Source organism: Dyadobacter subterraneus, assembly GCF_015221875.1.
GTDB lineage: Bacteria > Bacteroidota > Bacteroidia > Cytophagales > Spirosomataceae > Dyadobacter > Dyadobacter subterraneus.
This window is the reverse complement of record NZ_JACYGY010000001.1, coordinates 3,051,059-3,066,172: the sequence shown is the minus strand read 5'-3', so window position 1 is coordinate 3,066,172 and position 15,114 is coordinate 3,051,059. Positions and strand designations below refer to the sequence as shown.

The following is a 15,114-nucleotide window of genomic DNA, read 5'->3' as shown; positions in this document are numbered from 1 at the left end:
GGAAAATGAATATTGAAATTTAAAGATAAAATCAAATGCAAAGGCTATACAGTTTTCTTGCAATTTTAACACTGTTTCTGGTAAGCGCCTGCAACCTTTTCTCGCCGGTAGATCCGCTCCCACCTGTCGTATCCGCAGTTAGTGTCATCCAGGTGGTGACTTCCGGCGCTACTGTAAGCGGAACGGTACAGGATCCAGACGGAAAAAACAGTCGGCAGGATAAAAAGAGTGGACAAATTACCGAGTATGGATTTGTTTACGCAACCCAGGACAAACCTGTTCTCGAAGGCGGAACTTCGTTGAAAGTGGGAAATGCTATTACTTCGACGCCTTTCCAGTTTCAGGGACAGATCACCGGCTTGAATGTTGCGACCAATTATTTTGTAAGAACTTATGCCAAAAATGAAGGAGGCGGAGTCTCGTATGGAGAAGTAGCAAGTTTCAAAACGGGAACTTATACACCTCCCTTAATTCAGATTGGAACCATTACTGATGTCACAAAATCATCAGCCAATGTTGGTATATCCTTTTTTGATAGACTGGGGACAGAAACTATCAGTTCATTTGGCGTATGTTATTCTGCTTCAAATAATTTACCTACAACACTAGACAGTAAAATAGAAGTAGGCACCAAAACGACCGGAGGTAGTTATACCGCTACAATGACGGGTTTGTCCGTTGGCCTGACGTATTACGCACGGGCTTATGCAATATACTCTGGTGGAATTACTTATAGCGGAGTTCTTACTTTCACTCTGGGCGAACCAACCGCTTTTTTACCAAAAAAATCTTTTACTATGAATTACTCAAATCCCTACGATCTGGATCTGGGTGAGCTGGTTTCACAAGTTGGAGCGGAAGACCTTACCTGGTATCCTTATAACGATAAGGCTGGAATTTATCCAAAAAATGGGGCCAAGTTCGCGGTTTTGGGACAGCTCAATTTTGATAATGTAAAATACAGTGACGTTACAAAAGCCGTTTTAACCACCGATTTTATAAACGGAAGTTACACAGACGCTAATGCCAACAAATTGCCCAACGGTACCGTAATCGCTTACATTACCAATCAGGGCAGATATGGAAAAATGTACATTGACGCGCATGGTCAGGATCGGGTAAATGCAACCTCGACGGGCGGAGATATGCAGGTGACAATCCTTACTTACAATAAATGATTTCGAACATCGACATTTTCCCGGAGGCTTTTATCCGGAGGAAAAACGATGACAATCTGGTTGTCTTTCAACTTTACACGAAATGAAAAAGCTCAGTTTACATACTATCCTTTTGGTGCTGCTTGCGGGTTCGCTTTATGCTCAGGACCGGATCTGGCTTGACAATGGAAATCCTGTTCAGGCAAAATTGAGCCGTGCGCTGGATGGAAAACTGGAATGGGTGGCGTCAGACGGAGTCTTACGGATATATAACCGTAAACGCTTTCTGGTTGTATTTGCCGAGAATGGGCAGTTCATTGTCATTACTGAATTGAATGAAAATACTTCGAAAGCACAGGCGCAGATCGAGGCTTTTTACAAAACCCCACCAAGAAATGTGAGCCAGGATATTATCATCAAAAGTGTCCCGCTGACTGTCCTGACCGGAACGATTTCCTATGAAAGCGATGAAGTGATCAATTACATTTCTGCGGAGGGAAAAGCAGCCAGTATCAACAAGGAAGAAGTGGCGGCAGTGATTTACAAAGATGGTCGGCATGAAATAGTCAGGGACGTGGTTGACGTAGCGCCTTTACTGGGGCTTGTGCACAGAGAAATTGAAAAAAAAGAATCAGAGCTTAAAAAAGTAAAACCCGATAAACCTGTGGCCGCAGTAAAAGAAAAAGCGCCGGCCGTGGTCAAGGAAAAAGAAAAACCTGTTTTGACAGATTCGGAATATAAAGAATATAGTCAGAAGGGAATTCGGAGGGTGGATGAATTCAATTCCTATCTGAGGATTATCGGTGATAAAAGTCGTAAGTCCGACGAGAAAAACAAGGCCGTTTTGCAGGCTTTAAGCCTTTTTGAACCGCAGGCAACCGTGGCTGTCAGTTCTTCCAGCGGAGTGAGGAAATATCCGGTCAAGGATTATTTGAACAGACTGAAACTTCTTCCTTACAGCAAAATCAATATCACCTGGAACGAAGTAAAATACGTCAGTGAGCTCAAACAGGAAGCAGATGGCAATTATTACGGAATCATTTCCGGACAGCAGGTTTTCGAAGGTTATTCAGCCAATGGAAAAGTAGCCTACGGAGATATTACAAAGAAGAATGTCCGAGTAAAACTGGAATCATACCAGAAAACAGTTGACGGCAGAGATACGCTGCGTTGGGAAGTTTTACTGGGGAATATCGGCGTGGAAACATCATCAAATCAATAAGCTAAGAACTTGCCAGCAGTGAAACTATTCATCTATTTTCTCAGCATCACTTCGCTTTATGCCCAATGCGGGTTTCTGGAAGGCACGGTTACAGATGTAAGCGGCTCAAAACCGCTTGTCGCTACCGTATTTTCCAAAAGCGAACAGGGTAAAACAAGAATGGGAAAAACCAGCGAAAAAGGTATGTTCCGGTTCGAAATTCCTTGTGACCTCTCTGCTCTGGTTATTGAATCAAAAGGTTACCAGTCGCTTACAGTGCCGGTTTATATTGACCAAAAAAATGATGTTACCTTTTTTGTACCACTTAAACTTTTACCCATTGGTAAGCAAACCAAGGACGAGCCATATGCGCAGTCAGAACAAACACATTTGGTATTAAAAGACAGCACGACAAGCGTACCAAAAATCATTCGGCGGATTTTAGTAGAAGATGCAATTTCCAAAGAAATATTACCGGCAAACATTTGTCTTTACTACACGCACAAACAAGCCAGGGAATGTTTCGATCTGACAAAATCCGATCCTGGAATTGAAATAGCATTTCCGGAAAATGATATTGTGGCGATGGAAGTCAAATCTCCAGGCTATCAATCCTACAACGGAAATTTGATACTGGACCAGGCACAGGATAGTACGCGGACATACACGTTAAAGCTCAATCGTCAGCACACCATTTTGTCTGTAAATATTGCCAATCCTCACGCCGGATTACATGCCCGTTTAAGAGAAGGAAATGGTGAAAATATCGAAATGGAAAGGGTAAACAACGGACACTTTTATACAGAAGCCGCAGCTGGCAGAATATATAAACTGGAATTGACTGGTCAAAACCGCAACATAGAACTTGCTACGGCTATGGCTTCTCTGAAAGAAGGAATTACCTTAAAATCTTTCCGTTTGCCAGCCAAAGACAGCCTTAAACCAGAAAAGCGAACAGCGGAAGCTTTTTTTACAGTTGAAAACAGAACGCTTTATTTCCCTCAAAGCGATTATAAACTGCCCCCTGATTCCGAAAATTACCTCGATTCACTGGCCGAATGGATTTCTGCCAATAAAGATAAATCATTGTCTATCAATGGATATACTGACAATGTAGGTAATGCATCGCTCAATCTTACACTTTCAGAATACAGGGTACGGGTTATTACCCGATATCTCGTGAATAAAGGTGTAGACGAAAACCGGATAAAAGCGCAGGGACTGGGAAGCAAATTCCCGGTAGCACCAAATGATACAGAGAAAAACAGACGAAAAAACAGACGGGTTGAAGTTCAAATCATTGATTTACCAGAAAGAACCTATTGAAATTATGGCACGATTTATATCCATTTCGGCAAACCGAAAATCACTCGTCCTTTTGATGCTTGCGTTAGGATTTTTTTATACGAAAACATCTGTGGCGCAAACGTTGAGCCGCAAAGATGCGGATGAAATCCGGGTGTTGGCAAGGGAAAAAATTAAAGCTTTCAACGATCTTCTTAACGCAATTTCCAATGATGATCTGAGCAATTACGAGCGTAAATACATGATCATGAACAGCTATATGCCAAGTAATGACCAGATATTTTTTAACGATGGTGTTGTCGTGGAAGATGATGTGGATCCGAAACATACCAGCAGTTCACCTGAGCTGGATACGCCGATAGAAAAATATCTGAGCAATTTCGATCTGTTTTATACCAAATCAGAAACCAACTCGATTGAGTTTTCCAACATTGTGGTGTCCGATGCCAAAATAAATAAATACGCCTATGTAAAAGTATTTTATACCCAGCAGTTTAAAGGAAAAAACAGCAACACCAAAGATCCTTACCAACCGGTTTCACGGGTTGCCGAACTTCGGGCCGATAAAGGGGCTTCCGGCAGCTGGATTGTATACCTGACCAGCATTTCCTTTAATTCAGCTGCGAATGCCATCGCCACACCTACAACGCCGGTTGCATCTGCAACTTATGAATCAGCCAAGAAAAACGGAACGCAACCCGCAGTAACTGAAAGTAAACCAACCGATATGAAACCACAGGTTTCGTCAGCTCAGCAGGAAAAAAAACCGGTGGAAAAATTTGCAGACCAGCTAAGTAAAACCAATCAGGCGCAGCTGAGTCACGACCGAAAAATTGCCTCTATAAAACTTGGTGTTGGTATCGCTGCTTTTGCATTTGGAGCGGTTACCTATGCGATGCTCAACAAGGATTTCAAGGACTACAAAAGCAAGATTGCCAATCCGGAAGGACTGACAAGTTATGCAAAACCGGGAATCTATATTTCAATCGGTTCGGCAGCGGTTGGTCTTGGCGTGACGGTAACTTCCTTACTTGATTTCAAAAAATTGAAAAAGAAATAGAAGCATGCTTCATCAATAGACAACAATCATTATTTCAACAACTTAACCAAAATAAAAAATGGGACAACCAGCAGCAAGAGTCGGAGACATGCATGTATGTCCGATGGTTACACCAGGCCTTCCTCCTATCCCGCATGTGGGCGGTCCTATCCTTCCGCCGGGTGCGCCCATGGTGTTGATCGGAGGAATGCCAGCGGCGGCATTGGGCGATATGTGCGTTTGTGTAGGTCCTCCTGACGCTATCGTATTGGGATCCACAAGTGTACTTATTTCGGGTAAACCTGCGGCAAGAATGGGTGACATGACCGCGCACGGCGGAAGTATTTTGGCTGGCTGCCCCACTGTTTTAATTGGCGGCTGAAAATAGAATTGGATTTTACATTTAAACAAATAAGACCATGTTCAACTACGGAATTGGCGGCAACGAACGCAAAATTGACCAGGCAAGCGAGGGGATCGCGGATATTCCCCAAAACCGGACACTTTTCGCTACAAAGTTAACCGGGGATCCGGCGGTAAGACCGGAAATGGTTTATGATTTAAAAACAACAGAAGAAGTTTTTGCGCACTACCAGCCGGAGGCCGAAGCAGAGTTTATTACAGCAGAAGGAAGTTTCATCAATGAGCCTCTCCGCTTTCGCAATCTGGGTGATTTTGGCAAGAAAGGCATCGTAGCACAAAGTGCGTTTCTACAAGATCTTGATGCACGCGCCGAAGCATACCAACAAGTTGTCCGCCACTTGAAAGTAAACAAAATTCTGAAAGCTGCTTTGGAAAAGCCGGAAGCAAAGGCTGCACTGTTAGGCGTTTTCCAAACGCTGATCAATGAGTTGGAAGCTGCTGATTGAAAGGGCATTCATCTTATTTTTTTAACTGATAAAAAAGTATTCAAAAGTTCAAATGATCTAGTCATATGCCAACTGAAAAAACATTAAATGAAGAGCAAGGTTCAGCGGGTTTCCGCGAACATGCTGCGATACCTTTGGAAAAAGGACTGCCTCTTTTAGCAAAATACGGAAGCTACGATCTGGTGGAAACCATCATCGAAGGCGCGGGAAATATTAATCCAGAGAAAAAAGCCAGAAAAAAGATTTTCCTTACCGAGGCCGATAAGAAAAAAGAACGGCAGCAACTTAAAAAGCGCCTTGAACTCTGGACCGAACTTCTTGGAAGCTCGGAAAGTATTGCCGAAATGATTGAAAAAGGACAAAATCAAGCGGATGCCGCTTCCGAGCTTTTAAAGGAAAACCTTGGAAAAGCTGTCGAATTGATCCGGCCGTTGGAACAATCCTATCGCTCAGTCGCGACTTTTTTCAAAAATACGGAACAGGAAAAAGTTAAAAATGTAACTTTTTTAAATGCTGATCCTGACCAAATAAAAGATCTGGATGTGACCACATTTGCTGATGCCGTCGGGGAAGAGCTTGCTGCAAAATTTGACCGGCTTGATCTGCGTGAAAACTATTCGATTCTAAATGTTCCCGGTTATCTGGGTTCAGGTAAGGTCGTTGATAAATGGGCAAAAATGGCGCACAAAAACAAGGTAATGCTTGTGACAGATTTTGAACATCTCGACGCACCGGAAGATGTCATGGAGCTTTTCGAAGCAGCAAACCTGACGGGCGGATCAGCGCATTTATCCAATGTGATGATGACCTGCAACTGGCTGGTTGGCAGAGCAAAACATGCTGACCTGGATGAAGAGGATGACCTTTACATTCCGCCTTCCACTGCTCTGGCCGGTAATGTATACAAAACTTTAATGTCGCAGGTAGCTGCCGGAAAAAAACACGGAACGCTAAATGAGGTGGATGGCGTACGTTTTCCGCTTAAAAAATCGGAGATCGCTGATCTTGAAAAAATGGGTTTGATACCGATGGTAAATGAATACAACAAGGTAATGGCGTTTTCCGCCAAGACACTTTTCAACGGAGATAATGTCGGGCTTCAAACCTATTCTGTCGTTCGGGTTTTTGATTATATCACAAAGGTACTGATCGACTTTTTAAATCGCCGGGCGTTCGAAAATTTCGATTATAACACTAAAAACGATCTCAAAAAACAGATTATCAAATTTCTGGACAGCGTAACCGGACCTGGGAAACTGATCGAAAAGTTTAGCGTGATGCGTTTCGAGCAGGACAAAAATCAAAAAGACAAGGTATATCTGGACATTCATATGATCCCCTATTTCCCGGCCAAAAACTTTATGATCGCACTGACCGGACAAAAAGGAGAAGATCTGGACGCAACCGCATGGGCTGCTGAATATGCACAGCAGTAAAATGGTACTCATTTAAAAGAATTCGATTTAAGATGGCTTTCAGTTCCACTTTGACCGTCGACGGCGATCACGAATATACTGTGATGTACATGCGATTTGAACTTCATCAAACCGTAGATGACGCGATGTCGGTCACCTCGCCTATTCAATGGGCTCATTTGTATGTTGAAGTGGAAATGGTGCTGGATGACTTTTTGGTGGAATGGGCAAGCAAGCCGTCTCAAAAATATGATTTGACTATCGAACAGTTTGGCGAACACGGTGCTTTTAAAACGCTGAGTTTCAAAGATGCTGTTTGTATCGAATTTGTTGAAATGTTTGATGACGGGTCCGACGATCTGGACATTGCGCTCACAAAACGTCTGGAGAATTTCATTACCTGCCTGACAATCACTGCATCCAATGTGGAAGTGGACGAAGCCAAACTGGAAAATTTTTAAAGGATGGCAAAACAAGATGCAACCATAGGCGTAGAAGCGCATGTGACAATTGACGGAAAGGAGTTTTCGGCACAAAAGATTTCATACGGCTGTAACCGGAACGCTGACGAACGCGGCAGTCCGACTGATGCGCCCAAGGCACGTTTGATCCGAATGACAGTTGGGCCCAAACAAAACGACGATTTCGCTTTGCTTTATGATTGGGCATTCAAAAACGACCGGAAACTTAGCGGTCATATTGAATTTAAATACCAGGACGATTCGCAGCTGTTACGAAAAATAGAATTTGAAGATGCCTACTGTGTCGGATTCCGTGAATCATTTCTGTCTAAAAGATCAACGATCCGGGATTATAGAATGGCCCACGTGCCCGACACGAAAGGCTATCTGCCTCAACATCGGGGAAAAGATTATTTTCTGAATGACAGCAGTACATCGCCGGCTTATGAGTTGGTTCTGCTGCCGGCAACAGTAAAAATTGGAAACATAGAAATCAAAAGCTAAATGGCACGGCAGGTTAATACTTCCATAGAAATTGAAGGAGGAATCCAGATCAAACGTCATTTGGGACTGACGATTGAACAGGATTTGTTCAACCATCACAGCTTTGAGCTTTTGGTACCTTTTGATCAGCTTGAAAAACAGGGAGAACATTTTTTCAGCCAGTCGCACCGTAATGTGATGGGCAAAAAAATTACCTTTTCTTTCAGTCCAAGGCTCGATCAGGAATCTTTTGATTTCACTTTTCAGGGAATCGTCACAGAAATTCGTTTGCGGAGCCTTAGTGATATGAGCAGCGCATTTGTGCTCAAAGGTTTCAGTCCCACTATCGTTTTGGAAGATACCGTGCAGCGCAGATCGTTTTTGAGAGGAACAGTTCAGGATATTTTTAATAATGTTTTGCAGCCGTACCCTCAAAATTTGCTCAAAAAACAATTAAATCCTGAAAATGGCGGACGTCAGGTACCTTTTATTCAATACAATGAAAGCAATTTCAGGTTTCTAAGCCGGGTTGCGGACCGGTGCTGTGAGTGGTTTTATTATAATGGAAAGGAACTGGTTTTGGGTCATGGAAATGATTCCAGCGAAGTTGATTTCCTGGTTGATGGTTTGCAGAATTTTGACGTCGCGCTGCTTCTGCATCCATCAAAATTTAATTACCAAAGTTATAATTATACCAAAGCAGAAACTTTTACGGGACAATCTTCCCAGCAAAATGTAAGCGGACTGACGTCGCTCAGTGAGTTTGCACTGGAACAATCCGATAATCTTTTTGCCCAAAATGCACTGCTGGAAGTACCTGAAATTGTTTCCGGACAAAGTGAGATTGATGAATTGACGAAAATGGAACGGTCGGCCCGGGTAACTTCGATGGTTGATTTCCGGGGCACAGGAGAACTTCCAACCATGAGCGTTGGAACTGTTCTGGCGGTAAAGGGACAGCGATTGAATGAACGCGGAGAAAAATATGAGGAGAATTTTGGCAAGTATCGTGTCGTACATATCCGCCACGAGGTCAATACCGCAGGAAGTTATCAAAATTCTTTCAAAGCCGTTCCCGAATCGGCCCAGCATCCTCCAAACAATCCAAATGTGCATAATCCTTTGGGAGAGAATGAGCAGGCGGAAGTTATTGCCAATGATGATAAGGAAAATCTAGGCCGCATCCGGGTGAAATTTATGTGGGGGCAGGCTAAACAGCAGGATCAGGAATCGATCTGGATCCGTGTAGGCAGCATGCATAACGCACAGGGAAAAGGGATCAATTTTGTACCGGAAGTCGGGGCGTTAGTGATGATTGGCTACGAGGGTAATCTGGCTGAAAAACCATTTGTCGTCACCACACTTTACCCTAAGCCAGAAGATGATACATATTACACGCACGACAACAATGACTTGAAGGTGATTGGGACAAGGTCAGGAAACGTGATCATTTTTTCAGATAAGGAAGGTGATGCCCAGTTGCAGATTCGAAATATTAACAATGACGGTACAGAAATGACTTTCAGCTTTAAGGATGATGGCAAAATTCATCTGGAAGTAACAGACGGGCTGATCGAAATCAAATCAAAAGACCTGACGATTGAAGCCACTAATAATATTTCCATTAAAGCCGATCAAAAACTGGAATTGCAGGGAAATGAAATTTCCATCAAAGCAACCAAGGAATTGAAAGCAGAAAGTACGGCAGGTGCCGAAATCAAGGCGGGCTCTGAACTCAAACTTGAAGGTACCGTCTCGGCAAAACTCAAAGCTACTCAGGTCAGCGTTGAAGCCGATGCTATGGCCGAAGTCAAAAGTAACGGTCCGGCTATGATTAAGGGAATGCCGGTTATGCTGAATTAAAAATACTTATATCCAAATAAATTTTCCACTTTTAAACACTTTTCAATTATGCCAGCTTCAAGTTTTGACGCGTATTTTACCTGGGATGGCGGTCCATCCGGTGACGGAATCGCAGTTATTTCGTGTAATTATTCACTTTCACAATCCATAGACGACAAAGGCCGTGTATCTTCAAAAGTATATGGAGGAACTGTATTTATCCAGGTCGATTCATCCAGTGCTGATGATAGTAAAGGACTTTGGGAATGGATGGTGGATCCGGACGGAAAAAAGGCTTCTGCCAAAATCACTTTCAAAAATGTAGATGAAGAACAAACCCAGAAAGAGCTCGAACTGACGGATGTTTACTGTGTCCAGTATAGTGAAAGCTTTGCAGAAACAGGGTCTATGCCTATGACAACCAGTTTGACTTTGTCTTCAAAAGAGATCAAACTATTTGGCACACCACACACCAACCGGTGGTAGAAAGTTAAGATTTATTCAGGAAAAAGGGCGCCTCTTTGAGCAATTATCTCGTACCGGAAGTTTTTGCCGATGGTCCGCAAGAGGCGCCCTCTATCTTCCCAGTGATGAAAAGGTTTTAATGAATAACTCAAATCAGAGAAATTATGATTTTTTGTGATTTCCAGACACTTCTTAACAACCATCCTTACCACACAATTCAGTATGAAGGAATGGGCGGGCAAATTGAAAAGTATATTGACACAAAGGTGGAAACCTGCACCATTGAGCTTAGCTACGCCATGAACCGTTCTGGTCTGAATATTCCGGACGATCTGCCTTACTCTCCTATCGTTGCCGGCGGAAGAGTGCGCAGTATGAAGGATGACAAAGGGGATAATTATATTTATAGTGTAGTGGATATGAAAGCATATCTGGATAAAACCTATCCCGTAAGTGAAAATTACCGCGCAGGAAGCCGGGCAGGATTTGTGAAACAACTTGGGTCGAGAAAAGGAATTCTTGCTTTGGGTTATCGGCACATTTCTCTTTGGAACGGAAAGAACTATGTTCATGAATCAGATTTTTTTGATTTATGGAGCGGTGCTCATGCAGATAGCACAGCACTCAGGGGAATTTTCTTTTGGGAAGTTGCTTCATTGACCAGCATATTTGATGATGCACTTGGCAATTAAAATTATTCTCTAACCGCAACAATCGTTTCATTATCAACAATGCCGTTGGCCTGAAAAGTAAGATCCGAATCCATATAAATCCGTTTTTTATACCAGGGTGATTTTTTGTAAAAAAGCCATCCATATGGAAGTCCTTCGGGTGTAAGAAATTCAACGGGACTTGCAGGATTCCGGTCGTTGTAATCATTAAGAAAAATAAAAAACAATTCTCCGAAAAGCATAGCATTAGGAGCTTTGGCCCGGAAGTTTGTAAAGGCCGTTTCGTCTGCCTTTTTAGTAAATTCAAACTGAATCACCAAAACTCTGGAAAGATCCAGAAGATCCATATCCGGCAACGGCTGCCCAACGGGATAATACCATTTTTTATATTCTCTCAAAGGTATAGTCAGATAGGTTTGATAAACCTTTGCGACAAAAACCGGAAACAAAAAACCAATCAGAGCGGTGGCCATGCCAATTCCCATAATAAGTGCGTCACTGATCTTATGATAAAGAAAAGTAATCACCAAAGCAGCCAAAATACTCAACAGCAGCGTAAAACCCAGTGCTTTTACAGAACCGTTCAGGAAAAGTGTATTGAACCATTGGGATAACAAATAAATATGAAGCACGCCCAATATCAGAAAAGCCACCATAGCAGCTGGATAAGCAACGCGGTAATCTGTAATAAAAAAGGCAAATGAACCGACACTTACCAACAGCAGAATTACAATAAAAGCATATAAAAGCTGAAGACGTTGTGAGGAAGTTTTAGGCAAAGGCAATTTCATAAGTAACGCTGGTTGATCTGTTTAACAAAAATAAGAGAGACTTTCATTAAAGCAACCACATTGTTATTAAACGAGGCCCATGGAAGAACAAAATTATGCATTACCACTGGCACTTGACCGGATTGTTATGAAGCAAATGCTGGCAAAATGCCCGGATCGGGAAGCTATTCACCAGCATCTTTATCTTTTGATGGTTACACATTTTGACGAAACACGTTTTGATGAAAATTATGGCTGTGCTTTGTGGGAACATGATTTTTCAATCCTTTCCCAAATTAAGTGGAAGGATTTGATAAGAGAATCGCTTGAAACAGCCATTGCCCGTTTTGAGCGGCGCCTGACACAGATAAAAGTACGTGTGGAAATTGAAGAACTGGAAATGATGTCGAAGCACAATAGCTACATCCGGAAAAGAATCGGCGTTGAAGTTAAGGCGGTTATCAGGCGAACCAATGAACCTTTCATTTTCTTTGAACGCATCTTCATTTCACCCATGTCCATTGATTAGCCATGTATTCAGATTCTTATTATACCAAGGAAAATATATCCCGCAGAATTTTAAAACGATCCGCCGAACTTTGGGGATATGACGAAACCAGTCTCGACCAGTTTGATCCGCTGGTAAAACTCCTTATCGAAGGCTGTGCTGTTGAATTTGAAAAAGTCGGTCAGGAAATAAAAGGAACCGAGCTTAGATTAATGAGCCGGCTCGCAGAAATTCTTTGCCCGCAAATACAACGTAGTCCAAAACCTGCCATTGCCATTGCGCAAGCCAGATCAATTGAAGCCAAAGCCTGGGTAGACCAGGAAAATCAACTGGTTTGCAGGCGAAGCAATGTTAGAAAGGGAGAAGCGGCTGAGGTATTTTTCTCCCCGGTTGGCAGACATTCCATTGTCAATGCGGCAATCGTTTATTATGCCACGCCGGTTGGACTTTATGCCATGGAAAGGGGATCGCGCAATTTGCTTTCATCGTCGTTGGTACAAAAAGGTGGAGATCAGACTGTATGGATTGGTATTGACATGGATCAATCGATCGATTCCTTTGAAGGTTTCAGATTTTATATTGACTGGCCAACAGATATATCACAGAGCCTTTACCGTGAATTTTTGTCCTTTACAAGCTGGGAGTCAGGAAGGAAAAAATTAACATATGAAGTAGGATTAAAAACCGAAAATACTTCCGAAGAAATGACTTTGCTTGGTATGAAAAATCATTTCGTCAATATAACGAATCAAGAAACCTGGGAAAAAGGTGAGATGGCATTACTACCCTATCCGCCGGAATTTGAAGATATATACGACAGATCTTTGCAGACACTAAAAAAGCCTTTGGTCTGGTTAAAAATTAAATGGCCGGCCGCATTTCCCATTGCAGGATTTGAAAATATAAAAATAGCCCTGAACGCTTTTCCGGTGAGCAACAGGCAACTTCATAAATTAACTTATCGTTTGCAATCCGGAATTAACGGTATCGCGCTGCCATCCAATGAGGCATTCCTTGGAATTAATACCATAGTAAATCAAAAAAATCAGTTTTACACGGCCTCTGATAAAGATGGCGGCTTCAATGATGGTATCGCCAACAATACTTATACGCTCAGAGAGCAGGGTGTTGGCAGGTTTGATCAGAGAAACGCAAAGGAATTTCTTTATCAGCTTATGGAACTGCTGAGAGATGAAGTTACTGCGTTTAACGCGCTTGGTGAAGATTTCCTGGCTTCCATACTCAGGGAAATTGCTCAAAATATGGCCAGAATCGAGCAAAAACTTGGCGTAAAAAGAGCAAACGAAACCTACTCCCAACCCTATCTCGTCGTTAAAGGCAACAAGGATCCGGACAATTTATATATTTCTTACTGGACAACTTCGGCGGAACTTGCCAACGGATTACCTGTTGGGTCCCGGCTCCAGTCCTATTCTGCTTCGGCTTTGAATAATGCTGAAATCATGCTTTTGACCTCGTCGTTTGGCGGAAAACCGGCACCGGAAGAAACTCAGTATGTCCGGGAACTTCGAAAAAATATTATCACTTGCGATCGTTTGATCACGGCGGAAGACATCAGGGCGTATTGTGCCGCAGAGCTTGGTGACAAAGTCAGGAAAGTAAATATGCGCCCACATTTCATCAAAGGGAATCTTCCTGGACAAGGTTTTGTAAGATGCCTTCAAATCCAGCTCACCCCTTCCGGGATTATTTCCGATCATGCTGAATGGATTCAAACTTGTGATTTATTAAAAACAAAAATTGAAAAATTGTCAACCGGAATGTATCCAATTGATATAATAACAGCATAAAAATGGAAGCTGGACATAATATACTTTTTGAAGCGGAGAATGATTTAAAGGCAGAGTTTTTTGCAGCATCACTTCTTGAAGCCGGTTTAAGGCCAGAACAGATCACTTTTCGCGCATTAGGACCGTTCAAAAGACGCAGTCATAATGACATCGAATCTGCGGAAGAAAAGGAAATTGGCAATTTTACCGGTCTTGTTATCGAATCAAACCGGAGTGGTATTTATGATTATTTGCCTGAGCAGCTTTTTCATTTATCATCTTCCAAATCAGGGAAAGAATTAAAGAAGAAAATTGAAGACATAAGAATTGAAAGGGAAAAGGAACAAAAAACACGCCTTTTTTTTCTTCCGCTGGAACAGGAGTTTTTCTTCAATAAAGTTCGTACAGAACAAATTGAGCAGCAGTCCAGTGCACTGGATCCGGATTCTTCGTTATTTGAAGAGCTGCGTTACTTCTGGCAAATTCCTTCTTTTGTATCCGATATCACTTTTCGGCAACTTCTGCCCCTCCTGCCGCAGGTATCAGAATTCCGGGCCGATTTTAAAAAATGCGAAATTGTTCTTACCAGAATTCTTAATGTTTCGGTGGAAATCAGTGAAAAATACGGAAAAAATATTTTTCCGACACATGGTTCCGAAATTGGTATTGCGGCGCTCGGGATGGATTTATTTTTAGGCGGAGCACTGGATTCTGGTTTACCTGAATTGCAGATCAATCTTTCATTTAATAATACAGATGAACTGGAAAAGTATTTTTCTGATCCGGATTTTGACAAACTAATAAGCTGGCTTTTAGGCTGGTTGTTACCCGTAGAATACGATAATAAGATAAACATTCTAACACCACTCAGTACATGGTGGCTGACCGAGGAAAGAAACTCTTTAATTTTGCCGAGATTAGGATATACAACAATGCTGGAATTTTCGTAATGACTATTTACCAAATTTAGTTGTCGTGTTTGGCCCCTTAAATCGTCTTGCCAGTTACCATCTTTACGACGACCTCCTTTGTAAGTTTGGTAGAAAATAGCCATCGTATGAAAACAATTTCGACAAGGTCACAAGAAGGAGACTCATTGTAGGTATCCAGACGCTTAACCATAATTCGACCGCCCAAC

At 42.3% G+C, this 15,114-nt stretch carries 16 protein-coding genes; 15 read left to right on the top strand and 1 reads right to left on the bottom strand.

What is annotated here, in order from left to right:
* Positions 1-35 precede the first annotated feature (35 nt).
* The 12 genes from IEE83_RS12580 to IEE83_RS12525 all read left to right on the top strand — a co-directional run bounded on the left by IEE83_RS12580 (position 36) and on the right by IEE83_RS12525 (position 10,929).
* Positions 36-1,178, top strand: a complete 1,143-nt coding sequence (locus IEE83_RS12580; protein WP_194120919.1) for a hypothetical protein — start codon at positions 36-38, stop codon at positions 1,176-1,178.
* Between the two features lie 82 nt (positions 1,179-1,260).
* Complete coding sequence (locus IEE83_RS12575) at positions 1,261-2,379, top strand: hypothetical protein (RefSeq protein WP_194120917.1); 1,119 nt, start codon at positions 1,261-1,263, stop codon at positions 2,377-2,379.
* 18 nt (positions 2,380-2,397) lie between these two features.
* Positions 2,398-3,684 carry an OmpA family protein gene (locus IEE83_RS32930; RefSeq protein ID WP_310588496.1) on the top strand — a complete coding sequence of 429 codons (1,287 nt, stop codon included), beginning with the start codon at positions 2,398-2,400 and terminating at the stop codon, positions 3,682-3,684.
* Positions 3,608-4,723, top strand: a complete 1,116-nt coding sequence (locus tag IEE83_RS12565; protein ID WP_194120916.1) for a hypothetical protein — start codon at positions 3,608-3,610, stop codon at positions 4,721-4,723. Before IEE83_RS32930 ends, IEE83_RS12565 begins: the two co-directional genes overlap by 77 nt.
* A 58-nt stretch (positions 4,724-4,781) precedes the next feature.
* Positions 4,782-5,084, top strand: coding sequence for a PAAR domain-containing protein (locus IEE83_RS12560; RefSeq protein WP_194120915.1), 303 nt, complete (start codon positions 4,782-4,784; stop codon positions 5,082-5,084).
* Positions 5,085-5,121: 37 nt separating this feature from the next.
* The gene (locus IEE83_RS12555; RefSeq protein WP_194120914.1) at positions 5,122-5,571 is read left to right on the top strand and encodes a hypothetical protein; all 450 of its coding nucleotides are present in this window, start codon (positions 5,122-5,124) and stop codon (positions 5,569-5,571) included.
* Between the two features lie 65 nt (positions 5,572-5,636).
* A complete protein-coding gene (locus IEE83_RS12550; RefSeq protein WP_194120913.1) occupies positions 5,637-7,007 on the top strand; it encodes a DUF5458 family protein in 1,371 nt (456 codons plus the stop codon).
* Between the two features lie 32 nt (positions 7,008-7,039).
* Complete coding sequence (gene tssD, locus IEE83_RS12545; protein ID WP_194120912.1) at positions 7,040-7,447, top strand: type VI secretion system tube protein TssD; 408 nt, start codon at positions 7,040-7,042, stop codon at positions 7,445-7,447.
* 3 nt (positions 7,448-7,450) lie between these two features.
* A complete protein-coding gene (gene tssD / locus IEE83_RS12540; protein ID WP_194120911.1) occupies positions 7,451-7,951 on the top strand; it encodes a type VI secretion system tube protein TssD in 501 nt (166 codons plus the stop codon).
* Positions 7,952-9,793: a type VI secretion system Vgr family protein gene (locus IEE83_RS12535; RefSeq protein WP_194120910.1), complete on the top strand. Its 1,842-nt coding sequence runs from the start codon at positions 7,952-7,954 to the stop codon at positions 9,791-9,793.
* A gap of 48 nt (positions 9,794-9,841) precedes the next feature.
* Complete coding sequence (gene tssD, locus IEE83_RS12530) at positions 9,842-10,258, top strand: type VI secretion system tube protein TssD (protein ID WP_194120909.1); 417 nt, start codon at positions 9,842-9,844, stop codon at positions 10,256-10,258.
* A 143-nt stretch (positions 10,259-10,401) separates the two neighbouring features.
* Entirely contained in the window at positions 10,402-10,929 is a 528-nt protein-coding gene (locus IEE83_RS12525) for a T6SS effector amidase Tae4 family protein (RefSeq protein ID WP_194120908.1), read from the top strand.
* Positions 10,930-10,931: 2 nt separating this feature from the next.
* On the opposite strand, the gene IEE83_RS12520 is transcribed toward IEE83_RS12525, so the two are convergent.
* Positions 10,932-11,699: a TssN family type VI secretion system protein gene (locus tag IEE83_RS12520; RefSeq protein ID WP_194120907.1), complete on the bottom strand. Its 768-nt coding sequence runs from the start codon at positions 11,697-11,699 to the stop codon at positions 10,932-10,934.
* A 79-nt stretch (positions 11,700-11,778) separates the two neighbouring features.
* Here IEE83_RS12520 and IEE83_RS12515 point away from each other — a divergent pair, with 79 nt between their 5' ends.
* From IEE83_RS12515 to IEE83_RS12505, 3 genes are read left to right on the top strand one after another with little or no spacing between them, the layout of a single operon-like run.
* Positions 11,779-12,207: a GPW/gp25 family protein gene (locus IEE83_RS12515; protein WP_194120906.1), complete on the top strand. Its 429-nt coding sequence runs from the start codon at positions 11,779-11,781 to the stop codon at positions 12,205-12,207.
* A gap of 2 nt (positions 12,208-12,209) precedes the next feature.
* Positions 12,210-13,997, top strand: a complete 1,788-nt coding sequence (locus IEE83_RS12510) for a type VI secretion system baseplate subunit TssF (RefSeq protein WP_194120905.1) — start codon at positions 12,210-12,212, stop codon at positions 13,995-13,997.
* Positions 13,998-13,999: 2 nt separating this feature from the next.
* Positions 14,000-14,926, top strand: a complete 927-nt coding sequence (locus tag IEE83_RS12505; RefSeq protein WP_194120904.1) for a hypothetical protein — start codon at positions 14,000-14,002, stop codon at positions 14,924-14,926.
* The last annotated feature ends 188 nt before the right edge of the window (positions 14,927-15,114 follow it).